At 68.2% G+C, this 23,238-nt stretch carries 16 protein-coding genes and 1 pseudogene; 10 read left to right on the forward strand and 7 right to left on the reverse strand.

The window, feature by feature from the left end:
* The first annotated feature begins 113 nt into the window (after nt 1–113).
* On the forward strand, nt 114–1,535 hold the full coding sequence (locus tag ACZ3H8_RS19365) for a recombinase family protein (RefSeq protein ID WP_467403377.1): 1,422 nt from the start codon (nt 114–116) through the stop codon (nt 1,533–1,535).
* Between the two features lie 214 nt (nt 1,536–1,749).
* On the opposite strand, the gene ACZ3H8_RS19370 is transcribed toward ACZ3H8_RS19365, so the two are convergent.
* From ACZ3H8_RS19370 to ACZ3H8_RS19380, 3 genes are all read right to left on the reverse strand, one after another.
* Nucleotides 1,750–2,646, reverse strand: a complete 897-nt coding sequence (locus ACZ3H8_RS19370; protein WP_467403380.1) for a Yip1 family protein — start codon at nt 2,644–2,646, stop codon at nt 1,750–1,752.
* 201 nt (nt 2,647–2,847) lie between these two features.
* Entirely contained in the window at nt 2,848–5,118 is a 2,271-nt protein-coding gene (locus ACZ3H8_RS19375; RefSeq protein ID WP_467403385.1) for a heterodisulfide reductase-related iron-sulfur binding cluster, read from the reverse strand.
* 126 nt (nt 5,119–5,244) lie between these two features.
* Nucleotides 5,245–5,778: a sugar transferase gene (locus ACZ3H8_RS19380; protein ID WP_467403386.1), complete on the reverse strand. Its 534-nt coding sequence runs from the start codon at nt 5,776–5,778 to the stop codon at nt 5,245–5,247.
* A gap of 267 nt (nt 5,779–6,045) precedes the next feature.
* On the opposite strand from ACZ3H8_RS19380, the gene dnaK reads away from it, so the two are divergent.
* Genes dnaK through ACZ3H8_RS19400 form a run of 4 tightly spaced genes read left to right on the forward strand, consistent with a single transcriptional unit; the run spans nt 6,046 to nt 10,224 of the window.
* Nucleotides 6,046–7,902 (forward strand): molecular chaperone DnaK, encoded by a 1,857-nt coding sequence (dnaK, locus tag ACZ3H8_RS19385; protein WP_307662102.1) that lies wholly within the window; start codon nt 6,046–6,048, stop codon nt 7,900–7,902.
* Nucleotides 7,899–8,549 (forward strand): nucleotide exchange factor GrpE, encoded by a 651-nt coding sequence (gene grpE / locus ACZ3H8_RS19390; protein ID WP_467403389.1) that lies wholly within the window; start codon nt 7,899–7,901, stop codon nt 8,547–8,549. Before dnaK ends, grpE begins: the two co-directional genes overlap by 4 nt.
* Before the next feature lie 30 nt (nt 8,550–8,579).
* Nucleotides 8,580–9,770 carry a molecular chaperone DnaJ gene (gene dnaJ / locus ACZ3H8_RS19395; protein WP_467403391.1) on the forward strand — a complete coding sequence of 397 codons (1,191 nt, stop codon included), beginning with the start codon at nt 8,580–8,582 and terminating at the stop codon, nt 9,768–9,770.
* Between the two features lies 1 nt (nt 9,771).
* Complete coding sequence (locus ACZ3H8_RS19400; RefSeq protein ID WP_398990537.1) at nt 9,772–10,224, forward strand: heat shock protein transcriptional repressor HspR; 453 nt, start codon at nt 9,772–9,774, stop codon at nt 10,222–10,224.
* 200 nt (nt 10,225–10,424) lie between these two features.
* On the opposite strand, the pseudogene ACZ3H8_RS19405 reads toward ACZ3H8_RS19400, so the two are convergent.
* Nucleotides 10,425–11,255 (reverse strand): annotated as a pseudogene (locus ACZ3H8_RS19405) (GAP family protein); the annotation flags it as partial.
* Nucleotides 11,155–12,138, reverse strand: a complete 984-nt coding sequence (locus ACZ3H8_RS19410; protein WP_467403394.1) for a helix-turn-helix transcriptional regulator — start codon at nt 12,136–12,138, stop codon at nt 11,155–11,157. The gene ACZ3H8_RS19410 and the pseudogene ACZ3H8_RS19405, both read right to left, overlap by 101 nt.
* Nucleotides 12,139–12,524: 386 nt before the next feature.
* Here ACZ3H8_RS19410 and ACZ3H8_RS19415 point away from each other — a divergent pair, with 386 nt between their 5' ends.
* Complete coding sequence (locus tag ACZ3H8_RS19415; protein ID WP_351549710.1) at nt 12,525–12,845, forward strand: (2Fe-2S)-binding protein; 321 nt, start codon at nt 12,525–12,527, stop codon at nt 12,843–12,845.
* A 138-nt stretch (nt 12,846–12,983) separates the two neighbouring features.
* Here the strand turns inward: ACZ3H8_RS19415 and ACZ3H8_RS19420 are convergent, their stop codons facing one another.
* Nucleotides 12,984–13,388 carry a pyridoxamine 5'-phosphate oxidase family protein gene (locus ACZ3H8_RS19420; protein ID WP_467403398.1) on the reverse strand — a complete coding sequence of 135 codons (405 nt, stop codon included), beginning with the start codon at nt 13,386–13,388 and terminating at the stop codon, nt 12,984–12,986.
* Nucleotides 13,389–13,520: 132 nt separating this feature from the next.
* Between ACZ3H8_RS19420 and clpB the strand changes: the two genes are divergently transcribed.
* Both clpB and ACZ3H8_RS19430 read left to right on the forward strand, forming a co-directional pair.
* Nucleotides 13,521–16,106: an ATP-dependent chaperone ClpB gene (gene clpB, locus ACZ3H8_RS19425; RefSeq protein ID WP_467403399.1), complete on the forward strand. Its 2,586-nt coding sequence runs from the start codon at nt 13,521–13,523 to the stop codon at nt 16,104–16,106.
* 296 nt (nt 16,107–16,402) lie between these two features.
* Entirely contained in the window at nt 16,403–16,942 is a 540-nt protein-coding gene (locus ACZ3H8_RS19430; RefSeq protein WP_356230344.1) for a YbjN domain-containing protein, read from the forward strand.
* Between the two features lie 28 nt (nt 16,943–16,970).
* On the opposite strand, the gene ACZ3H8_RS19435 is transcribed toward ACZ3H8_RS19430, so the two are convergent.
* A complete protein-coding gene (locus ACZ3H8_RS19435; protein ID WP_467403402.1) occupies nt 16,971–18,179 on the reverse strand; it encodes a glycosyltransferase family 39 protein in 1,209 nt (402 codons plus the stop codon).
* A 392-nt stretch (nt 18,180–18,571) separates the two neighbouring features.
* Between ACZ3H8_RS19435 and ACZ3H8_RS19440 the strand changes: the two genes are divergently transcribed.
* Nucleotides 18,572–19,705, forward strand: coding sequence for an aminotransferase class I/II-fold pyridoxal phosphate-dependent enzyme (locus ACZ3H8_RS19440; RefSeq protein ID WP_467403403.1), 1,134 nt, complete (start codon nt 18,572–18,574; stop codon nt 19,703–19,705).
* Between the two features lie 287 nt (nt 19,706–19,992).
* Complete coding sequence (locus tag ACZ3H8_RS19445) at nt 19,993–22,569, forward strand: SpoIIE family protein phosphatase (RefSeq protein ID WP_467403406.1); 2,577 nt, start codon at nt 19,993–19,995, stop codon at nt 22,567–22,569.
* Nucleotides 22,570–23,238: the final 669 nt, after the last annotated feature.

Consider the following 23,238-nt stretch of genomic DNA (forward strand, 5'->3'; position numbering starts at 1 on the left):
AAAGAGGAGTGGATTTCGAAGCACCTTCGCCGTGCCCCGACAAGGGATGAGGACTGGGTGCGCCGACTCCTGGTCCTTCACGGCCGCGGGTGACCCCACAGGAGGCAAACAGCATGGCCCCCAAGGTCGCCATCTATACGCGGATCTCCAGGGACGACGAAGGCGATGGTCTCGGTGTTGCACGACAGCGAGAGGACTGCGAGCGACTTGCCGAGCTGCGTGGGTGGAACATCGTCAGGATCTATGAGGACAACGATGTGTCCGCCTACAAGCGCAACGTTCGGCGGGCGGAGTTCGAGCTGATCCTCAGTGACATGGCTGCCGGACTGATCGACGGAGTTGTCGCGTACGACCTCGATCGTCTCGCTCGGCAGCCGAAGGACCTTGAGAGGCTCATCGACCTCTACGACGGGCGCAGGCGGCTCGTGTTCGCCACGGTGACCAACGACGTGAACCTCTCGACTGCCGACGGGCGAACCATGGCCCGGGTCATGGTCGCGTTCGCCAACAAGTCCTCGCACGATGCCTCCCGCCGGATTCGGCGCAAGCACCTTGAGTTGGCCCGGCAAGGCAAGTCGAGCGGTGGCCCCGCACCCTACGGCTGGCTGAAGGGCGGCACGAAGGTAGACACAGAAGCGGCCGAGCACATCCGGGAGGCTCAGCGGCAGGTTCTAGCGGGAGTCCGCATCAGCACTATCCGCCGGGATTGGGAAAAGCGTGGGCTTGGCAACCCACGGAACGGAACACAGCGCGTCTCTCATCACCATGTCGAGCACATGCTCACCAGCCCTCGTCTGTGCGGATACAGGACCTACCACGGCGAGATCCTGTTCAATGATGAGGGCCAACCGGTGATTGGCGAGTGGGAAACAATCAATACTGTCGAGGAGTGGGAAGCGGTCTGCGCGGCCGTGGCGGAGCACAAGGCCCCGGCAGGCCATAGGAGCTTCGCTCGAAAGTACTTGCTCTCTGGAATCGCGCGATGCGGGTTGTGTCACAACAAGGTTCGCGGACAGAACAACCTTCGTTGGAAGCCCGGGTCCAAGGCAGCGAAGTACACGTATCACTGCTCTGTCGTGAACGGTGGCTGTGGGAAGGTCGGCCGCGTTGGAGAACCGGTGGACGATTTCATCGTCAGCCTGGTCCTTGCTGAGCAGCAACAACAGGCGGCCCGGAGCGGTGCCGAGAGCGTTGCCAGTTGGGCCAAGGCAGACGAGCTCGCGGCTGTCGAGTCGGACATCCTGCAGCTGACGCAGGCCGCGAAGAGCAGGCGGATCACCGTCTCGACGCTGCTCCAGCTATTACCTGATCTGGAGCGGCAGCGCGACGAACTGAGGCTGGAGCGGGCCCGATTTCATAGAGAGCAGCGGCAGGCGGAAGCGCTCACCGCCGAGACCGCTGAGGACTTTCGGGCCCTCCCTGTCGAACAACAGCAGGCCATCATTAGGCACAGCCTGTCTGCCGTTCTCATCCACCCTGCCGGCAGGGGTAAGCGGAAATTCGACCCGAGTCTGATCGAGCCCGTTTGGCGATAGCGGAGGCTATCCGCTGGACGGCAGCTGAGCTCACCACCGTCATCCGGTAAACGATGCCTGGAGCGTAGAGAAGCCTGTCGTGCAGCGATCCGGGCAGGTTCTGGACGCCTGACCGGCCCTGACTGCCCCTGAGGGCCCCCTGACTGCCCCGGGCACGCCATGCCTACGAAGAAGGCCCCTACCGGCGCGGTAGGGGCCTTCACGGTCGTACAGGTCAGATCGTGCCCAGCTTGATGATCGACAGCAGCGCGATCAGCTGGATTGCCGACGCACCCAGCGCCTTCGGCCACGGCAGATCGTGCGACTTGCTCACCATCGAGGTGAACAGCGCGCCCGCCGCCAGCCATGTCGCCCAGCCCAGCCCCTGCACCAGGGAGTTCTCGCCGCCCAGGAAGAGGGCGAAGATCAGGCGCGGGGCGTCCGTGATCGACATGATCAGCATGGAGAGGCCGACCGTCGGCTGCCATGCGCCGTCGCCACCGAGCTGGCGGGCCAGGGTGTGGGTCACCGCGCCCAGGATCATGCCGCCTATGACGAACGCGACCGCCGTCGTCAGTACGTACGGGATGGCCGTGGAGATCGTCGCGTTGATCGTCTCCTCGCGGGCCTTGTCGAAGCCGAACAGCGCGAGCAGGCCGTACAGGAACGTGACGATCAGCGCTGGGCCCCACACGGGGTAGTCGCGCATCTGCCAGAACGTCGGGCCCGGGCGCAGCACGATGCCGCTCAGCAGCTGCTTCCAGTGCAGGCGCGGGCCGACGGGCGCGGGGGCAGCGCCCGCGCGGTAGGTCGCGCCGTTGGCGTACGGGTCCTCGTTGATGCTGAACGCCTGGGTGTGACCAGGGTTGTTGGCCGCGTACGGGTCGGGTGCGGCGGGGTGCTGCTGGTACGGGTCGCCGAAGTACTCCGGTTCGCCGTACGGGCCTTGGGCGCCCCGGGGTTGCTGATGGCCGCCGCCGCCCGCCTGGGGCCAGTTCGGCGGTGGTTGCTGCTGCGCATACGGCGGTGCCGCATGGCCGCCGCCGCCTCTGTAAGGCGGCGGTGCCTGCTGCGGTTGCTGCTGCTGCGAGGTGCGGTTGTCCCGGCCGCGTCCGATCCTGAATCCAGCCACGTAATCGAACGTACCCGGTCCGCGTCCGCCGGGTGGCAGGAGACCGGGAACGGGGGCGCCTTTGCGGCTGAGCTGTGACATCCCCTAGGGGAACCCTGGAGGGGGTGCGTGCCACGTAAACCCGCACCTGGAAACACGGAAGCGGCCGGATCTGCCCCCGAGGCAGATCCGGCCGGTTACCTGTACTTACAGACGCACGAGCTACTTCACTGGTTCAGGCTCCGGCGTGCCCGCCGGCTCCTCGTCGTTCGCAGGGTCCGCCGGAGGCGTACGCACCGAGTCGAGCAGCAGCTGCGCCACATCGACGACCTGGAGCGATTCCTTCGCCTCCCCGTCGTTCTTCTTGCCGTTCACGGAGTCCGTGAGCATGACGAGGCAGAACGGGCACGCCGTCGACACGATGTCCGGGTTGAGGGACAGGGCCTCATCCACGCGCTCGGTGTTGATGCGCTTGCCGATCCGCTCTTCCATCCACATGCGCGCGCCACCGGCGCCGCAGCAGAAGCCGCGCTCCTTGTGACGGTGCATTTCCTGCTGACGCAGCCCGGGGACCTTGTCCATGATCTCGCGCGGCGGCGTGTAGATCTTGTTGTGCCGGCCCAGGTAGCAGGGGTCGTGGTACGTGATCAGACCCTCGACGGGGGTCACGGGGATGAGCTTGCCCTCGTCGATCAGGTGCTGCAGCAGCTGCGTGTGGTGGATGACCTCGAACTCGCCGCCCAGCTGCGGGTATTCGTTCGCGATCGTGTTGAAGCAGTGCGGGCAGGTCGCGACGATCTTCTTCGACGACTTGGGCTTCTTCGTCGACGGGTCTTCGTCGTCTTCTCCGTACGCCATGTTCAGCATGGCCACGTTCTCCTGGCCGAGCTGCTGGAACAGCGGCTCGTTGCCAAGACGGCGGGCCGAGTCACCCGTGCACTTCTCGTCGCCGCCCATGATCGCGAACTTCACGCCCGCGATGTGCAGCAGCTCCGCGAAGGCCTTGGTGGTCTTCTTCGCCCGGTCCTCCAGAGCGCCCGCGCAGCCGACCCAGTACAGATAGTCGACCTCGGACAGGTCCTCGACGTCCTTGCCGACGATCGGGACCTCGAAGTCGACCTCCTTGGTCCACTCCACCCGCTGCTTCTTGGCGAGACCCCAGGGGTTGCCCTTCTTCTCCAGGTTCTTGAGCATCGTGCCCGCCTCGGACGGGAACGCGGACTCGATCATCACCTGGTAGCGGCGCATGTCGACGATGTGGTCGATGTGCTCGATGTCGACCGGGCACTGCTCCACGCATGCACCGCAGGTGGTGCAGGACCACAGCACGTCCGGGTCGATGACGCCGTTCTCCTCGAGCGTCCCGATCAGCGGGCGCTCGGCCTCGGCGAGAGCCGCCGCCGGGACACCGGCCAGCTGCTCCTCGGACGCCTTCTCCTCGCCCTCCATCGTCTTGCCGCCGCCGGCCAGCAGATACGGGGCCTTGGCGTGCGCGTGGTCGCGCAGCGACATGATCAGCAGCTTCGGCGAGAGGGGCTTTCCGGTGTTCCAGGCCGGGCACTGCGACTGGCAGCGGCCGCACTCCGTACACGTGGAGAAGTCGAGGATGCCCTTCCAGGAGAACTGCTCGACCTGGGAGACGCCGAAGACGTCGTCCTCGCCCGGGTCCTCGAAGTCGATCTCCTTGCCGCCGCTCGTCATCGGCTGGAGCGCGCCCAGCGCCGTCGAGCCGTCCGCGTTCCGCTTGAACCAGATGTTCGGGAAGCCGAGGAAGCGGTGCCAGGCGACACCCATGTTGGTGTTGAGCGAGACCGTGATCATCCAGATCAGCGAGGTGCCGATCTTGATCATCGCGGTGAAGTAGATCAGCGTCTGGAGCGTGGAGACGCTCAGGCCGTCGAAGGCCAGGACCAGGGGGTACGAGACGAAGTACGCCGGCTCGTAGTGCTCCACGTGGTGGATCGCGCCCTCGAGCCCGCGCAGGGCGAGGATCGCGAGTCCGATGGTGAGGATGACGTACTCGACGAAGTACGCCTGCCAGGCCTTGGAGCCCGCGAAGCGCGACTTGCGGCCGGCCCGCGACGGCAGGTTCAGCAGCCGGATCGCCATCAGGATGACGATGCCGACGACGGTCATCAGACCGATGAACTCGATGTACATCTCGAACGGCAGGAAGCCGCCGATGATGGGCAGCGTCCAGTCGGCCTGGAAGAGCTGGCCGTATGCCTGCGCCAGGGTGGGCGGCAGGGTGAGGAAGCCGATGGCGACGAACCAGTGGGCGAAGCCCACGATCCCCCACCGGTTCATCCGGGTGTGGCCGAGGAACTCCTTGACCAGGGTGATCGTGCGCTGCTTCGGGTTGTCGGTACGGCTACCCGCAGGCACGGGCTGGCCGAGCCTGACGAACCGGTAGATCTGCGCGACTGCTCGGGCGATGAGCGCAACGCCGACCACGGTCAGGACCAGCGACACGATGATCGCGGCGAGTTGCATTGGGGGCTCCTCGGGCCTGCGAGGTGGGGAATCCAGCACTACTAAGCGGTAACTTATTCAGTTCGATGCTGAGGGTACCCACTTATTCCGCCGCACTGTAGCCGGGCGGCCGGTGATCTGTGTCGCTCAGGCAAGCCTGACCGGGCGGGCCGCGCGGCGTCCGGCGAGAGCGGTCGGCAGGGTGCGGGCCAGGATCAGCATGTCCAGTCCCAGCCAGTGTTGCTCCACATAGTGCAGATCGAGCACTGCCATCTCCTCCCAGGGGAGTTCCGAGCGGCCGCTGATCTGCCACAGCCCGGTGATTCCGGGGCGTACGCCGAGCCGCGCCCGGTCCGCGTGGTCGGAGTCGTTCGGGCCCGTCGGCCGCGGGCCGACCAAGGACATCTCGCCGCGCACCACATTGATCAGCTGCGGGAGGTCGTCCAGGAAGTAGCGGCGCAGCAGCGGTCCGACGGGAGTGGGGCCAAGATCGCCTGACCGCTTCGTACGGAACGTCAGCATCGCAAACGACCGGCCGCCCAGGCCGGTGCGGTTCTGGCGGGTCAGGATGCCGCCGGGGGAGGTCGTCGCGACGGCGGCGGCGACGGCGAGCAGCAGGGGAGACAGGAGAAGCAGCAGAATCAGACAGCCCGCCAGGTCGACGGCTCGCTTCGCAGGCATGGATCCAGGCCCTTCATCACGATCTTCATCACGATCTTCACGATCTTCGTCACGATTGGTGTCTCTTGACCGTTTTTTGCGGCTATGACTCTCGCAGATGAAGCCCGGTTGGGCCGACGCGCCACGCGTGTGCCACGGTGGTCGCGCAAGCTGCATATAAGCGCCGGATAAAAGTTGAGTGGGGTCGACTCAGGTCTGTTGACTCGTGGGAGCGGGTCATGCATCCTTGAGCCAGATCCACTCAAGTAGTCAGCTGGAGGAATTGAAATGGCACGTGCGGTCGGCATCGACCTGGGCACGACTAACTCCGTCGTCAGCGTTCTGGAGGGCGGCGAGCCCACCGTCATCACCAACGCCGAGGGTGCCAGGACCACGCCGTCCGTCGTCGCCTTCGCGAAGAACGGTGAGGTGCTGGTCGGCGAGGTTGCGAAGCGTCAGGCAGTCACGAACGTCGACAGGACCATCCGGTCGGTCAAGCGCCACATGGGCACCGACTGGAAGATCGAGCTCGACGGGAAGACCTTCAACCCGCAGCAGATGAGCGCCTTCATCCTGCAGAAGCTGAAGCGCGACGCGGAGTCCTACCTCGGCGAGAAGGTCACCGACGCGGTGATCACTGTCCCGGCGTACTTCAACGACTCCGAGCGCCAGGCCACCAAGGAGGCCGGCGAGATCGCGGGTCTGAACGTCCTGCGTATTGTCAACGAGCCGACCGCGGCCGCCCTGGCCTACGGCCTGGACAAGGACGACCAGACCATTCTGGTCTTCGACCTCGGTGGCGGCACCTTCGACGTCTCGCTGCTGGAGATCGGCGACGGCGTCGTCGAGGTGAAGGCCACCAACGGTGACAACCACCTCGGTGGTGACGACTGGGACCAGCGCGTCGTCGACTACCTGGTGAAGCAGTTCGCCAACGGGCACGGCGTCGACCTGTCCAAGGACAAGATGGCTCTTCAGCGTCTGCGCGAGGCCGCGGAGAAGGCGAAGATCGAGCTGTCGTCCTCGACCGAGACGACGATCAACCTCCCGTACATCACGGCCTCCGCCGAGGGCCCGCTGCACCTGGACGAGAAGCTCACGCGCGCCCAGTTCCAGCAGCTCACCACGGACCTGCTCGAGCGCTGCAAGACCCCGTTCCACAACGTCATCAAGGACGCCGGCATCCAGCTGTCCGAGATCGACCACGTGGTGCTGGTCGGCGGCTCGACCCGGATGCCCGCCGTCGCCGAGCTCGTCAAGGAGCTGACCGGCGGTCAGGACGCCAACAAGGGTGTGAACCCCGACGAGGTCGTCGCCATCGGCGCCGCCCTCCAGGCCGGTGTCCTCAAGGGTGAGGTCAAGGACGTCCTGCTCCTCGACGTGACCCCGCTGTCCCTCGGTATCGAGACCAAGGGCGGCATCATGACCAAGCTCATCGAGCGCAACACCACGATCCCGACCAAGCGGTCCGAGATCTTCACGACGGCCGAGGACAACCAGCCGTCCGTGCAGATCCAGGTCTACCAGGGCGAGCGTGAGATCGCGGCGTACAACAAGAAGCTCGGGATGTTCGAGCTGACCGGTCTGCCGCCGGCCCCCCGCGGGGTCCCGCAGATCGAGGTCGCCTTCGACATCGACGCCAACGGCATCATGCACGTGACGGCGAAGGACCTGGGCACGGGCAAGGAGCAGAAGATGACCGTCACCGGCGGCTCCTCGCTGCCGAAGGACGAGGTCGACCGGATGCGCCAGGAGGCCGAGCAGTACGCGGACGAGGACCACCGCCGCCGCGAGGCCGCCGAGACCCGCAACCAGGGCGAGCAGCTCGTCTACCAGACGGAGAAGTTCCTCAAGGACAACGAGGACAAGGTCCCGGGCGAGGTGAAGACCGAGGTCGAGACCGCCGTCGGCGAGCTGAAGGAGAAGCTCAAGGGCGAGGACACGGCCGAGATCCGTACGGCGACCGAGAAGCTCGCCGCGGTCAGCCAGAAGCTCGGCCAGGCGATGTACGCCAACGCCGCGCCCGACGGCGCCGCCGCTGCCGGAGCCGACGCCCCGGCCGGCGAGCAGGCCAAGGCTGAGGACGATGTCGTCGACGCCGAGATCGTCGACGACGAGAAGGACGCGAAGGGTGGTGCCGCGTGACGGAGGAGACCCCGGGCTTCGACGAGAAGCCTGACGTCCCCTCCGGCGCCACCTCTGACGACGCCGCCGAGTCCGCCGAGTCCTCCCAGAAGGAGGGCGCGGCGGCCTCGGCAGGGGACGCAGCAAAGATCGCCGGCCTGACGGCGCAGCTGGACCAGGTCCGTATGGCGCTCAGCGAGCGCACGGCAGACCTCCAGCGGCTCCAGGCCGAGTACCAGAACTACCGCCGTCGTGTGGAGCGCGACCGGATCACGGTGAAGGAGATCGCCACGGCGAATCTGCTGACCGAGCTCCTGCCCGTGCTCGACGACATCGGCCGCGCCCGTGACCACGGGGAGCTGGTGGGCGGGTTCAAGTCGGTCGCCGAGTCCCTCGAGACGGCGGCGGCCAAGATGGGCCTGCAGCAGTTCGGCAAGGATGGCGAGCCCTTCGACCCGACGATCCACGAAGCCCTGATGCACTCGTACGCACCGGATGTCACCGAGACCACGTGCGTCGCGATCCTGCAGCCTGGGTATCGCATCGGCGAACGGACCATCCGCCCCGCGCGGGTGGCGGTGGCCGAGCCCCAGCCGGGTGCGACCCCGGCGGCAGGCAAGGAAGAGACGGCGAACGACGAGGAGAGCGGTGGCCCGGACGAGGGCTGACGCAATGATCGTCCGAGAGGAGGGACGTCGATGAGTACGAAGGACTTCGTCGAGAAGGACTACTACAAGGTCCTCGGCGTCCCGAAGGACGCCACCGAGGCCGAGATCAAGAAGGCGTACCGGAAGCTCGCCCGCGAGTACCACCCGGACGCCAACAAGGGCGACGTCAAGGCGGAGGAGCGCTTCAAGGAGATCTCCGAGGCCCATGACATCCTCGGCGACCCCAAGCGGCGCAAGGAGTACGACGAGGCACGCGCCCTCTTCGGCAACGGTGGCTTCCGCGCACCCGGGTCCGGCGGCCCCGGTGGCTCCTTCAACTTCGACCTGGGTGACCTCTTCGGGGGCGCCCAGGGCGGCACACAAGGTGGCGCCGGGGGCTTCGGCGGCGGTATCGGCGATGTATTCGGCGGCCTGTTCAACCGTGGCGCCGGCGCCGGCACGGGTACGCGTACCCAGCCGCGCCGCGGCCAGGACATCGAGTCCGAGGTGACGCTCAGCTTCACCGAGGCGGTCGACGGGGCCACGGTCCCGCTGCGGATGTCCAGCTCGGCGGCGTGCAAGGCCTGTTCGGGCACCGGCGACAAAAACGGTACGCCTAGGGTGTGCCCGACCTGTCTGGGCACCGGCCAGGTCTCGCGCGGCGGCAGCGGCTCCTTCTCGCTCACCGACCCGTGCGTGGACTGCAAGGGCCGCGGACTGATCGCGCAGGACCCCTGCGACGTGTGCAAGGGCAGCGGGCGCGCCCGCTCCTCGCGCACCATGCAGGTCAGGATCCCCGCGGGCGTCTCCGACAGCCAGCGGATCCGGCTGCGCGGCAAGGGCGCCCCGGGCGAACGGGGCGGCCCGGCGGGCGACTTGTACGTCGTCGTGCATGTCGACCCGCACCCGGTCTTCGGCCGCAAGGGCGACAACCTCACGATCACCGTCCCCGTCAGCTACGCGGAGGCGGCGCTCGGCGGCGAGGTGAAGGTGCCGACCCTGGGCGGTCCGCCGGTCACGCTGAAGCTGCCCGCCGGGACGCCCAACGGCCGTACGATGCGGGCCCGCGGCAAGGGCGCACTCCGCAAGGACGGCACCCGCGGGGACCTGCTGGTCACCGTCGAGGTCGCCGTGCCCAAGGACCTCGGCGACAAGGCGAAGGAAGCGCTGGAGGCCTACCGCGAAGCCACCGCGGACGAGGACCCGCGGGCCGAGCTGTTCCAGGCCGCGAAGGGAGCATGAGATGGATGGCCGGACGGGACGCAGCCGCAATCCCTACGAACTGACCGAAGAGTCGCCGGTGTACGTCATCTCGGTGGCGGCCCAGCTCTCGGGCCTGCATCCGCAAACTCTTCGGCAGTACGACCGGCTCGGTCTGGTCTCCCCGGACCGCACCGCGGGCCGGGGCCGGCGCTACTCCGCCCGCGACATCGAACTGCTGCGCACCGTCCAGCAGTTGTCGCAGGACGAGGGCATCAACCTGGCCGGAATCAAGCGCATCATCGAACTGGAGAACCAGGTCGCGGCGCTCCAGCAGCGGGTCGCCGAGCTGTCGACGGCCGTCGAGGGCGCGGCGGCGGCGATGCAGCAGCGCGAAGCCCAGGTGCATGCCTCGTACCGGCGCGATCTCGTGCCGTACCAGGATGTGCAGCAGGCGAGCGCGCTGGTGGTCTGGCGGCCCAAGCGGTCTGAGTAGGGCAGGAGTTGTACGGCCGAAGGGGCCGGAGAGCGCGTCGCTCTCCGGCCCCTTCGGCGTGTACGGCCCGCGGCCTGCCGGGTACCGGTCAGCCTCCGGAGAGGATGAGGGCGATGAAGATCCCGCAGGCGATGATGGCTGATGAGCCAGCTGTGGGTGTTCATCCACTCGCGCACCTTCGGCATGGAGCGCTCGGCCTTCCTGCCGAACATGAGAAGGCCCATCAGCGGCAGCGCAGCGATGAGGACCGTCAGCCCGATGAAGGGCAGCGCCTCGCCCAGGCCGGCGTCGTGCTGCTGCAGATGAATCCCTACGGTCAGCATGACCACGAGGTCGGATGGCATCAGCAGAATCAGCAGCAGGCCGACGGTGAACGCCTTCCTCGGGCCGGCCGTCATCAAGGACTTCAGCCACGTCGGCGGCTCGGCCGTTCTGCGCCCCACCCAGTTCTTCACCGCGACGAACACCAGCAGGCCGACCAGTACGTACTCGATGATGTGGCCGACCGAGCCCTTGTCGGACGGGCTGCCCGTGTCGACGGCGCGGCCCAGGAGCGCGGCGATGCCCCGCATCACAGCCACCCCGACCGTAGTCCCGACTGCGATACCCAGAAGGAACGCCAGGGACGCCCGGACCGCTCTCGGACTGGTCACGAAGATAATCGCCGACAGGATCTGGGCCCCACCATCATGGTGACGGCGAGCGGAAGAATCCTCAGGTCCAAACCGACTCCGCCTGCCCGTCCAGCGTCCGGCGCCCGCGCACCGGACGCTGCGTACTCCTTCAAGGCTGCCCAGTATGCGCCAGATGATCAATTTCGGGATGGAATGAAACGGAGTTCCGGCCCGGGAGGCCGACTGCGAGATCAGGACGACCTTCGTACCGTCGAAGCCCGCCCCGGCGTGTCGGCGGACACCGGGGCCGCCGCGGTCAGTCCTCGTGTTCCAGAATCCCCGACTGCGCGATGAGATAGCCGAGTTGGGTCCGGCTGCCACTGCCCAGCGCGGAGCCCAGCTTGGCGATGTGCGCACGGCAGGTACGGACGTTCATGCCGAGGCGCCGGGCGATGGCCTCGTCGACATGCCCCTCGACGAGGAGCTTGGCGATCGAGCGCTGGACGCCTGTGATGCCGTCCAACTGGGGTCCGTAGGAGATCTGTTCCTCCCACGGGATGCCGTGCAGCCAGAACTGCTCGAAGACGCCGACGAGATACTCGACGATGCCCTTGTGCCGAAGTTCCAGGGCGGACAGACGGTCGCTGCTCGCCGGTATGAAGGCCACTTTCCGGTCGACGATGATCAGCCGGTCGATGATCTCCTCCAGCGTGCGCACCTCAACGCCGGACGGGCCGACCTGTTCCATGTAGGACAGCGTGGCCGGGTGGTGGCGGGCCGTGTGCTGGTAGAGCGTGCGCATCCGTACGCCGCGGTCGATCAGCGGCTCCACGCGGCGCAGAGCCTTCTCCAGGATATGCGGCTGTCGCCCGCTGCCGGGCTGGACAGTGAGAAGCTCCTCGGTGCAGTCTGCGGTGACTTGGTCGAGGGTTGTGTTGATGCGGTTGAGGCCCTCGAGGACGGTTATCCCTTGTGGGACGGTGGAGTTCTGAGCGGTGAACGCCATGAATGGCTCAAGAGCATCGGTCAGAGCGACAGTTCGTCGTCGGCGCTCTTGGATCTCCCGCTCGATGGGGTGTATCAGCTGTGTCAGCGCAGTGGTCGGCGGGACCGGGCGGAGCCACTGGGCGTCGTCGGGATCCGGGTGCAGCAGGGCCAGATCGAAGAGACAGGGCGTGGGTTCCGCTTCTGACCGGGCTATTCGCCCGGTACGCAGCGCGGTGATGTAAAGACCCTTCCCCGCCTCGCACAGCTCGCCGTCTGCGTGAGGGTGTCCGGATTCGCCCTCATTAGCTGGCATATGTACCCCCTCAGGCTCCTGCATTACAGGAACATGATGCCTGCCGTCGCTGGTGCAAGCGTTCGGAGTGAGACATCGTCTTATGCGCGGGGGAGGAGGAATGATCAAAAGAGGTGGAGATCACCCATGTCTAGGACGCTTCGTGCTCTTTGTGCTCTTGCCATAGCGGCGGCCGCGCTCGGTGCGGTGGCCTCCGGTGAGCCCTCCTGGGGTAGCTCTCCCGCCGGCGCGGTGACGGCAGCCCCTGGCGAACCTTCGTGGGGCTTCGCTCCCGCGGACGCTGTGGCCAAAACGCCCGGAGAGCCTTCATGGGGTGTTGGTCCGGCAGTCGTCACGGGCACGAACGGTGAGCCCTCCTGGGGTGTCGCTCCGGCCCGCACGGACGCATGACCGTTCCACCGGACGACCGGGTCTTCCGGCGTGAGATGGCTACGGCTTACAGATCGGGGTGGCATTTCATCGACCTCGTCACGGCAATCCCCCACCGTGGCGACTCGTTGATGGTCACCCTCTTCGGAGAGCCGATTGTCGTGGCACGCGAGGAGGACGAGGACGTCCGCGCGTATCGGTGCCTTCGCCGGCCCCGTGGAGCTCCGCAGCCCGTCCGCTGTGCCATCCGGTACGGCATGATTTTCGTCAATCTCGACCAGCGGGACCACCAGTTGGCCGAGCCCGATACCACCACCGCCACCCCCCGCAGTGCCTGAGCGGTTCCCCCGTCGTTGTAAATCGCTCGGGCGCTTCCCCCACACAGCGGCGCCATCGTGGACCTGAAACACGATGGCGCCGCTGTGCTTTTCTGTTTTCCCGGGGCCGTGGCTTCCCGGGCCTGACCCGGGCCCGGGCTAGGCCCGGCCCATTGCCCGTGTCAGGGCGATCTCGATCAGCACCCGGTCCGCGTTCGGGGTCGGGTTGCGTCCGTAGCGTTCCGCGTAACGCTCCACCGCCTCCGCGATGAGCTCCGGCTCCGTACGGACCGTCGCGCGGCCCTCCAGGGTCGCCCAGCGCCCCCTGTCGACCTGGCAGACCGCGACCGGCGCCCCGTCGGGGCCCGCTGCCAGGATGTTGTCGACCTTGTGGCTGTGCTTGTTGGTGATGACGCGGGCGAGTCCGCCCTCCGGGTCGTAGGTGACACCGACCGCGACGACGTGTGGGGTTCCGTCCTGGCGCGGGGTCGTCAGCGTGCACATGTGGTACTCACGCCAGAAGTTGAGATAGGACGCGTCGGGGTTGCGGAGGTCGATGGCCATGCCCGGAACCTACACAGGCGGCGGTTGTCTCTCACTGGGTTGAGTGGAATAGACTCAACTTTGTGCACGTTGAATGAGTCAGTGTTGAGGGAACAGCCCTACCCGCAAGGACGCAAGGAGGAGAGACCGCACGTGGACGCCGAGCTGACCAACAAGAGCCGGGATGCAATCAACGCCGCCACCACCCGGGCCGTGTCCGAGGGTCATCCCGATCTGACCCCCGCGCATCTGCTGCTCGCGCTGCTCGCGGGCGCGGACAACGAGAACATCATCGACCTGCTGGCCGCCGTCGAGGCGGACCAGGCCGCCGTGCGCTCCGGGACCGAGCGGGTACTGGCCGCGCAGCCCAGCGTGACGGGGTCCACCGTCGCGCCACCGCAGCCCAACCGGGAGTTGCTCGCCGTCATCGCCGACGCCGCCCAGCGGGCCAAGGAGCTCGGGGACGAGTATCTGTCCACCGAGCATCTCCTCATCGGCATCGCCGCCAAGGGCGGGCAGACCGGGGAAGTGCTGGCCAAGCAGGGGGCCACGGCGAAGAAGCTGCTGGACGCGTTCGAGAAGGCAAGGGGAGGGCGCCGGGTGACCACCCCCGACCCTGAGGGGCAGTACAAGGCACTGGAGAAGTTCGGTACGGACTTCACCGCGGCGGCCCGCGAGGGCAAGCTCGACCCGGTCATCGGCCGGGACCAGGAGATCCGCCGGGTCGTCCAGGTGCTGTCCCGCCGTACGAAGAACAACCCGGTGCTGATCGGTGAGCCGGGCGTCGGCAAGACCGCGGTCGTCGAGGGGCTGGCGCAGCGCATCGTCAAGGGCGACGTGCCCGAGTCGCTGAGGAACAAGCGGCTGGTGGCGCTCGACCTGGGCGCGATGGTGGCGGGCGCGAAGTACCGCGGTGAGTTCGAGGAGCGGCTGAAGACCGTCCTCTCCGAGATCAAGGAGAGCGACGGGCAGATCATCACCTTCATCGACGAGCTGCACACCGTCGTGGGCGCGGGCGCCGGCGGGGACTCCGCGATGGACGCGGGCAACATGCTCAAGCCGATGCTGGCGCGCGGTGAGCTGCGGATGGTGGGCGCGACGACGCTCGACGAGTACCGCGAGCGGATCGAGAAGGACGCGGCGCTGGAGCGGCGCTTCCAGCAGGTGCTGGTGGCCGAGCCGACGGTCGAGGACACGATCGCGATCCTGCGCGGGCTGAAGGGCCGGTACGAGGCCCACCACAAGGTGCAGATCGCGGACAGCGCGCTGGTCGCGGCCGCGACGCTCTCGGACCGGTACATCACGTCGCGCTTTCTGCCCGACAAGGCGATCGACCTCGTCGACGAGGCCGCGTCCCGGCTGCGGATGGAGATCGACTCCTCGCCCGTCGAGATCGACGAGCTGCAGCGGGCCGTGGACCGGCTGCGGATGGAGGAGCTGGCGCTCAAGAACGAGACCGACGAGGGCTCCAAGCAGCGTCTGGAGAAGCTCCGCCGCGACCTCGCCGACAAGGAGGAGGAGCTGCGTGGCCTCACCGCGCGCTGGGAGAAGGAGAAGCAGGGCCTCAACCGCGTCGGTGAGCTGAAGGAGAAGCTCGACGAACTGCGCGGCCAGGCGGAACGCGCGCAGCGCGACGGCGACTTCGACACCGCTTCCAAGCTGCTGTACGGGGAGATCCCGGGCCTGGAGCGGGAGTTGGAGGAGGCCACGGTGGCCGAGCAGGAAGCGGCCAAGGACACGATGGTCAAGGAGGAGGTCGGCCCCGACGACATCGCGGATGTGGTGGGGTCCTGGACGGGCATCCCGGCCGGACGCCTCCTGGAAGGGGAGACCCAGAAGCTTCTGCGGATGGAATCCGAGCTGGGCAGGCGGCTGATCGGCCAGACGGAGGCGGTCCAGGCGGTGTCCGACGCCGTACGCCGCACCCGCGCCGGGATCGCGGACCCCGACCGGCCCACCGGTTCGTTCCTCTTCCTCGGCCCGACGGGCGTCGGCAAGACGGAGCTGGCGAAGGCGCTGGCGGACTTCCTCTTCGACGACGAGCGGGCGATGGTCCGCATCGACATGTCGGAGTACGGCGAGAAGCACTCGGTGGCCCGCCTGGTCGGCGCGCCTCCGGGCTACGTCGGCTACGAGGAGGGCGGCCAGCTGACGGAGGCGGTGCGCCGCCGCCCGTACTCCGTCGTCCTCCTCGACGAGGTGGAGAAGGCGCACCCCGAGGTCTTCGACATCCTGCTCCAGGTCCTCGACGACGGCCGTCTGACGGACGGCCAGGGCCGGACGGTGGACTTCCGCAACACCATCCTGATCCTGACGTCGAACCTCGGCAGCCAGTATCTGGTCGAGCCCCTGACCAGCGAGGAGGAGAAGAAGCAGCAGGTCCTCGAGGTCGTACGTGCGTCGTTCAAGCCGGAGTTCCTGAACCGGCTGGACGACATGGTGGTCTTCTCGGCCCTGTCCAAGGACGAGCTGGTCCACATCGCGAAGCTCCAGATCGACCGCCTCGCCAAGCGCCTCGCCGAACGCCGCCTCACGCTGGACGTCACCCCGGCGGCGCTGGAATGGCTCGCGGACGAGGGCAACGACCCGGCGTACGGCGCCCGCCCGCTGCGCCGCCTGGTCCAGACGGCGATCGGCGACCGCCTGGCCAAGGAAATCCTGGCGGGCGAGGTCACGGACGGCGACACGGTCCGCGTGGACCGCTTCGAGGACGGCCTACTGGTGGGCCCGACGCAGTAACGGGCCCGCGGCGCGCCGCGACGCGGGTGCGGGGGTGAGCGGCGGGCGCCGCACCGCCATCCGGCGGCGTGGCTTCCCGAGGGGCAGCCGCGTCGCGCCCGCATCCCGCCGTGGAGCGGCTCGCCGGTGGCCGACCGGCGCCTGCGGCCGGGTTCGGCCTTGCGGCGCGAAGCTGCCGCGCCGGGGTGCGGGGCTCGCCCCGTGTTCCCCTTCCCGCCCACCCGCCCCGGCAGGGGTTGCCAGTACCCGCCCGACATGGGAGAGGATGGCAGGAACCGTACGAAGGGAAATCCACGGTGACCATCGATCCGTCCTCGATTCCGAATTTCGGGGGCCAGCCCCAGCCTCAGGCCGCAGGACCGGCGGCGGGACCCGTCGTTCCCGACCAGGACCTGGTCAAGCAGCTCCTCGACCAGATGGAGCTGAAGTACGTCGTCGACGACGAGGGTGACCTTGCCGCGCCGTGGGAGGAATTCCGCACGTACTTCATGTTCCGCGGCGAGGACGACCAGCAGGTCTTCTCGGTGCGGACGTTCTACGACCGGCCGCACGCCCTCGAGGACAAGTCCAAGGTCCTCGACGCGATCGACGACTGGAACCGCCGCACCCTGTGGCCGAAGGTCTACACGCACATCCATGAAGAGGAGGACGGCCCCACCACCGTCCGCCTCATCGGCGAGGCGCAGATGCTGATCGGCACCGGCGTCAGCCTGGAGCACTTCGTGTCGTCGACCGTCAGCTGGGTCCGCGCTTCGATCGAGTTCGACAAGTGGCTCGTCGAGCAGCTCGGTCTGGAGCCGGCGGACGCGGACGAGAAGCCCGCCGACGACGCCTGACCCGCCTAGCGGCGGCCCCCGCCGCGCCCTACAGCGCGATCGGGGACAGCGTCAGCAGATACGCCCCGTAGGCGAACGAAAGCCCGGCCAGGACGACGGTCACCACGACCGCCGCCCTCGGCCGGGCTTTCGTCAGTGCGCACGCCGGCGGCAGCAGCAGCGGGAACGCCGGCAGCAGAAACCGCGGCTTGGACTCGAAGAAGCCGGACCCGCCGACCGTGATCAGCACCAGCACCACCGTGTACACGAGCAGCGCCGTCGGCGGCCGGTCCAGCGCCAGCAGCGCGAACAGCAGCAGCGCCGCCACGACGATCAGCATCGCCACCATCAGCGAGAGCAGCGTCGGACGCAGCACGATGTCCCGCACCACCTTCAGCGCCCCGATCCCGAAGTCGAACCGCGAGGTCCACCCCCGCTGCACGGCGAAGTAGCCGCCCAGCGGGTCGTCCGTGCGGAAGCCGACCCACAGCACATACCCGCACCAGCCGAGCGGAGCCAGCGCGGCGCCCGCCCAGATCCGTCCGAGCGCGCGGTCGCGCTCACGCCGCCGGTACGCCCGGACCAGTTCGTACGCCGCCACCACCAGCACCGCCGCCGCCACCGCGATCCCATTGGGCCGGGAAAGCCCCGCCAGCGCCGCCAGCACGCCCGCCCACACCCAGCGCCGGGTGAGCACCGCGTACAGCGACCACGCGGCGAACGCGGTGAGCACCGGCTCGGTGTACGCCATGGACAGCACGATCGAGTGCGGCAGCAGGCCCCACAGCAGCACCAGCACGGTCGCGGTGCGCCGCCCGTGCAGCCGCTCCACGACCGCGTAGATCCCCCACGCGGACGCCGCCGCCGCCGTCCAGGAGATCAGCAGCCCCGCCGTGCCGCTGGTCACCGGCAGCACGGTCGTCACCGCCCGGACCAGCGCCGGGTAGAGCGGGAAGAACGCCAGATCGCTCTGGACCGCGCCGTCCGGCCAGTACAGCGTGCGGCCGTAGCCGTGCTCGGCGATCAGCATGTACCAGTCGGAGTCCCAGGCACGGGCCACGATCGCCCGCGGCGAGCGCCCGATGTGCCAGGCCCAGCCGGCCATCACCAGCAGCCCGGTCAGCCGCGCAGCCGCGAACAGTCCGAGCGCGGGGGCGGCTCGCAGCAGCGCGGCGCGCCAGCGGGGGACGGGCCGGGAGCCCTGTGCCGGTGCGCTGTCGAAAGTCTCGGCGGACAGGGGGCACCTCCGGGCGCGCACAGGGGTCGGTCAACCCGACCATGAGCGGCCAAGGCACCGCGCGCGAGCGCTGACCAGCCGGACAGGGCCGGTTCTTACCCGGTCGGCCGAAGGGACGGGTGTCGCCCGTGACAGCGGACGCTTCGGCCGCTGAAGAGCCGGCCGAGAGCCGGCGGCTGGGGAGCCGGCCGCCAGAGTGCCCCTGGAGGGCGTCACCGCCTGGTCAGCGGCTCCGGTGAAGGCTTGAACATGCTCACCGGTAGGCCGGTGTTCCGCGTGGTGCCTATCGTGAGGGCCGAATCTCCTGGTTGGTGGACTCGGGAAAGCGGGATCGCATGAACACGGTGGGGACGGCTGAGGCGCGCGGCGTAGTGGGCTCGGCAGGCTGGAGCCCTGCGGCTCGGGTGCAGGGCATGGGCACGTCGATCTTCACGGAGATGACGGAGCTGGCGCGGAGCACCGGGGCCGTGAACCTCGGGCAAGGGGTGCCGGAGCTGGCCAGTCCGCCCGTGCTTCTCAAGGACGTGGCGGATGCGGTGCTCGCGGGCAGCAACCAGTACCCACCCGCTCATGGGTTCCCGGCGCTGCGCGAGTCTGTCGCCGCTCATCAGCTGCGCCGATACGGCCTCGAATACCAGCCTCAGGGCGAGGTGCTGGTCACCACGGGCGCTACGGAGGCACTCGCTGCGGCCCTCCTGGCGCTCTGCGACCCCGGTGACGAGGTCATCGCCTTCGACCCCTGCTACGACGCGTACGCGGCGGATGCCCGGCTTGCCGGGGCACGGCTGGTCGCCGTCCCCCTTGTCCTCGACGGCGCCGCATTCGCCCTCGACGCCGACGCCCTGCGTGCGGCCGTTTCCCCGCGTAGCCGGGTGCTGATCCTGAACACTCCGCACAACCCCACGGGCATGGTCTTCAAGGCCGAGGAGTTGGAAGCCATCGCTGATGTGTGCCGTGAGCACTCGCTGACGGTGATCACGGATGAGGTCTACGAACACCTCGTCTACAGCGATGGTGCGCGTCATCTCCCCATCGCGGCCCTCCCGGAGATGCGGGAACGGACAGTAGTCATCTCCTCGGCGGGCAAGACCTTCAACACAACGGGCTGGAAGGTCGGCTGGGTCTGCGGGCCCGCGCCGCTTGTCGCTGCGGTGGGCGCTGCAAAGCAGTTCCTGACGTACGCCTCGGGTACTCCGTATCAGGAAGCGCTGGCGCATGCGCTCGGCTCGGTGGAGGAGTGGGCGGCGGGTCTGCGGGACACTCTGCGCCGGAATCGGGACCTTTTGAGCGACGGCCTGGCGGAGGCTGGACTACGGCCCTTCCGTGCCGATGCCGGTTACTTCGTGCAGGCGGACGTGCGGCCGTGGGGCTTTTCGGACGGCGTGCAGTTCTGCCGGGACTTGCCGGAGCGCGCCGGTGTGGTGGCCATCCCGACGTCGGCGTTCTACCTCAGCGCGAATGCTCCGGCCTGGCTGGTCCGTTTCTCGTTCTGCAAGCGCGAGGATTCGATCCGCAAGGCGGTGGACCAGCTGATCAGCGCGCGCTGATCGGTGCCGGTCCGAGCCGTGCCTGGAAAGGCTGCGCGCGCGAGACACTAAGGAATCCACCAAGGCGGTCGGTGACAAACTCGTTGACCGCGCAAACGAACGCCCACGCCCCCGTGAAGAGCCGGCCCTCGCCCGTCCGCAGGCCAGCAATCTTTGGCCGCGGAGCACCTTGCGGTGTTAGAAAGGTCAATGTGGTCAAACGCTCTGACCGATCCCGGAGCGCACCGGTTCGGTCACTGACCGACAAGCATCCCCGGAGCGTCGCCGGGCAGGTCTTCGCTCTACAGGTGGCTGTGGTGGTGCTGCTCGTGGCAGCCGCAATGCTGGCGCTTGTGCTGCAGTCCCGGCACGACACCAACACAGAGGCGAAACACCGTTCCATTGCCGTCGCGGAAACGTTCGCGCACTCTCCGGGCGTTCTGGCCGCGCTGAGGACCCCTGACCCCTCCAAGGTGCTCCAGCCACTCACCGAGAAGGCGCGGAGGGCGGCCGGCGTCGACTTCATCGTGGTGATGGACACGAAGGGGATCCGCTACACGCATCCCCAGCCGGACCGGATCGGTAAGAGGTTCGTCGGCACCATCGAGCCCTCGCTGGCCGGCCGCGTGTACACAGAGAGCGTCTACGGCCCGCTCGGCCACGAGGTCCAGGCGACCGTCCCCATCTACGATGAAAGACGCAAAGTCGTCGCCTTGGTGTCCGCCGGCTTGAAGGTCAAGAACGTGACCAGCGTGGTGGACCGACAACTGCCGATCATCTTCGGCGCCGGAGCGGCCGCGCTCGCCCTGGCTACGGGAGGGACGGCGCTGGTGGCCAGGCGGCTGCGGCGGCAGACCCACCGTCTGGGCCCGGCCGAGATGACCCGCATGTACGAGCATCACGACGCCGTGCTGCATGCCGTCCGCGAGGGTGTTCTCATCGTCGGCAACGACGGTCAGCTGCTGCTGGCGAACGACGAGGCCAGGCGGCTTCTGGATCTGCCGCCCGATGCCGAGGGGCGGCACATCTCGGAACTGCCCAGCCTTGATCCCTCCACGGTGGAGCTGCTGACGTCGGGCCGCGTGGCGACGGACGAGGTGCACCTGGCCGGGGAGCGGTTGCTTGCGGTGAACCAGCGGCCCACGGATCGTCACGGTGGCCCCAAGGGGACGGTCGCGACCTTGCGTGACTCCACAGAGCTGCGGACGCTGTCCGGCAAGGCGGACATGGCGCGCGAGCGGCTGAAACTGCTGTACGACGCCGGTCTGGGCATCGGCACCACCCTCGACGTGGTGCGTACGGCCGAAGAACTGGCGAAGGTCGCGGTCCCCCGATTCGCCGACTTCGTCACCGTCGATCTGGCCGACCCGGTCCTGCGAGGGGAGGAGCCGGTCGGCACGGGCACGGACATGCGCCGCACCGCCGTCCACGGCATCCGGGACGATCATCCCCTCTATGAGCTCGACCGCCTGATCGACTTCCTCCCCTCCACACCGCAGGCACGGGGTTTCGACAGCGGCCGGTCGGAGCTGGTGCCCGACCTGTCCGCCGCGCCCGGCTGGCATGCCCAGGACCCGGAGCGGACACAGATGATCGTCGACTACGGCATCCATTCGCTCATCACCGTGCCCCTCCAGGCGCGGGGCGTCATCCTGGGCGTGGCCAACTTCTGGCGCTCGGAGAAGCCCCAGCCGTTCGAGGAGGACGACCTGTCCCTGGCCGAAGAACTGGTCGCCCGGGCTGCGGTCAGCATCGACAACGCCCGCCGCTACACCCGTGAGCACACCCTGGCTGTGGCTCTGCAGCGCAGCCTGCTGCCGCGGGCCCTGCCCGAGCAGAGCGCCCTCGATGTCGCCCACCGCTACCTGCCCGCGCTGTCCGGGGTGAGCGGCGACTGGTTCGATGTGATCCCGCTTCCGGGCAGCCGCGTAGCGCTGGTCGTCGGGGATGTCGTCGGCCACGGCCTGCACGCGGCCGCCACGATGGGACGGCTGCGCACGGCGGTGCACAACTTCTCCACGCTCGATCTGCCGCCCGACGAAATCCTCAACCACCTCGACGACCTGGTCGGGCGCATCGACCAGGAGGAGGACGAGGCGGCGGCCGGCGCGGGGGTCACGGGCGCCACCTGCCTCTACGCGATCTACGATCCCGTCTCCCGCCACTGCGCCATGGCGCGGGCCGGGCACCCCGTGCCGGCGCTGGTCCACCTTGACGGCAGTGTGTCGTTCCCCGATCTGCCGGCCGGGCCGCCCCTGGGCCTGGGCGGTATGCCGTTCGAGACCGCCGAACTGGAACTGGCGGAGGGCACGCAACTCGTCCTTTACACCGACGGGCTCATCGAGGACCGCACCCGGGACATCGACGTGGGTATGGAGCTGCTGAGTCAGGCCCTGGCGTCCCATCCGGACCGGCCGCCGGAAGAGAGCTGTCAGGCGGTGCTCGACGAGCTCCTGCCCGGTCGGCCGAAGGACGACGTGGCGCTGCTCATCGCCCGCACACGGGCGATCCCGCCCAACAACGTCGCTTGCTGGGACGTGCCGTTCGATCCCGCCGCCGTGGCAGGGATGCGCGCCGCCGTGGCCGAGAAGCTGGACGACTGGGGTCTGTCCGAGCTCGCGTTCGCCATGGAGCTGGTGCTCAGCGAGCTGATCACCAACGCTCTCCACTACGGCTCCGAACCGATCACGATGCGACTGCTGCGCGACCGCACCCTGACCTGCGAGGTGGCCGACGGCAGCAGTACCTCGCCCCATCTGCGGTACGCGGCCACGATGGACGAGGGAGGCCGCGGTCTGTTCCTCGTCGCGCAGATGGCCGAACGCTGGGGCACCCGCTACACCCCCCAGGGAAAGGTGATCTGGGCGGAGCTGTCGCTGCCCTGATCCCACGGGAGCCCGCGCCCGCCGTGACCAGTACCTCGGGTCGGGGTCGTACGCCAGGCCGTACCGCTGGAAGCCCTGGCCGTCTGGCCGCCATCTGTGCCGAAGCTCTGGAGTTGCTCAAGTCTGCTTTGGGCCCGCGGGGCCGGGGGCATCCCCCTGACACGCAAGACTTCGGGGGAACGGAAGGACGGTGGGGGCAGTGGCAGCTTTCCTCGGGATTCTGATCGTCGGGTTCGTGCTCGTCTTGATCATCAAGATGGCGTTCGGCTCGAAGAGCGGTAAGAGCCGCAAGGGCCGTCGGCGTGGGACCGCGGGTGGTGGTGGCGGCAGTTGGTGGGCCGGCAGCGACGGCGGGGGCTCATCGTGCGGGGGCGGTTCCTCGTGCGGCGGCAGCAGCTCGTCCTGCGGCGGCGGGGGCGGCGGGGGCGGATGCGGCGGCGGAGGCAGCTGACACGGGGCAGCTGGTCCGCGGCCACTGAAGGCACCCGGCGGGTGAACTCCCGCCGGGTGCCTTCTTGTTGACCGCGCCAGTGACCTCCCTGACACTTTTTAGTTGAACAGTTGAACCGTGAGGCCCCCGGGGGGATGGAAACCCCTTCAAGTTGGGTAAAAACGCTGTGGGCGCCGCATAGTTCATGATTCCCTCGCTGTCGGAACCTGTTGGAACCA

The organism is Streptomyces sp. NPDC002868 (genome assembly GCF_055563295.1).

Coding starts and splice junctions, on each gene's coding strand:
- ACZ3H8_RS19365 (WP_467403377.1), top strand. CDS start 114: ATGGCCCCCAAGGTCGCCATCTATACGCGGATCTCCAGGGACGACGAA.
- ACZ3H8_RS19375 (WP_467403385.1), bottom strand. CDS start 5,118: ATGCAACTCGCCGCGATCATCGTGTCGCTGGTCCTGACCGTGGTCGGC.
- ACZ3H8_RS19380 (WP_467403386.1), bottom strand. CDS start 5,778: ATGCCTGCGAAGCGAGCCGTCGACCTGGCGGGCTGTCTGATTCTGCTG.
- dnaK (WP_307662102.1), top strand. CDS start 6,046: ATGGCACGTGCGGTCGGCATCGACCTGGGCACGACTAACTCCGTCGTC.
- dnaJ (WP_467403391.1), top strand. CDS start 8,580: ATGAGTACGAAGGACTTCGTCGAGAAGGACTACTACAAGGTCCTCGGC.
- ACZ3H8_RS19400 (WP_398990537.1), top strand. CDS start 9,772: ATGGATGGCCGGACGGGACGCAGCCGCAATCCCTACGAACTGACCGAA.
- ACZ3H8_RS19410 (WP_467403394.1), bottom strand. CDS start 12,138: ATGCCAGCTAATGAGGGCGAATCCGGACACCCTCACGCAGACGGCGAG.
- ACZ3H8_RS19415 (WP_351549710.1), top strand. CDS start 12,525: ATGACCGTTCCACCGGACGACCGGGTCTTCCGGCGTGAGATGGCTACG.
- ACZ3H8_RS19420 (WP_467403398.1), bottom strand. CDS start 13,388: ATGGCCATCGACCTCCGCAACCCCGACGCGTCCTATCTCAACTTCTGG.
- ACZ3H8_RS19440 (WP_467403403.1), top strand. CDS start 18,572: ATGGGCACGTCGATCTTCACGGAGATGACGGAGCTGGCGCGGAGCACC.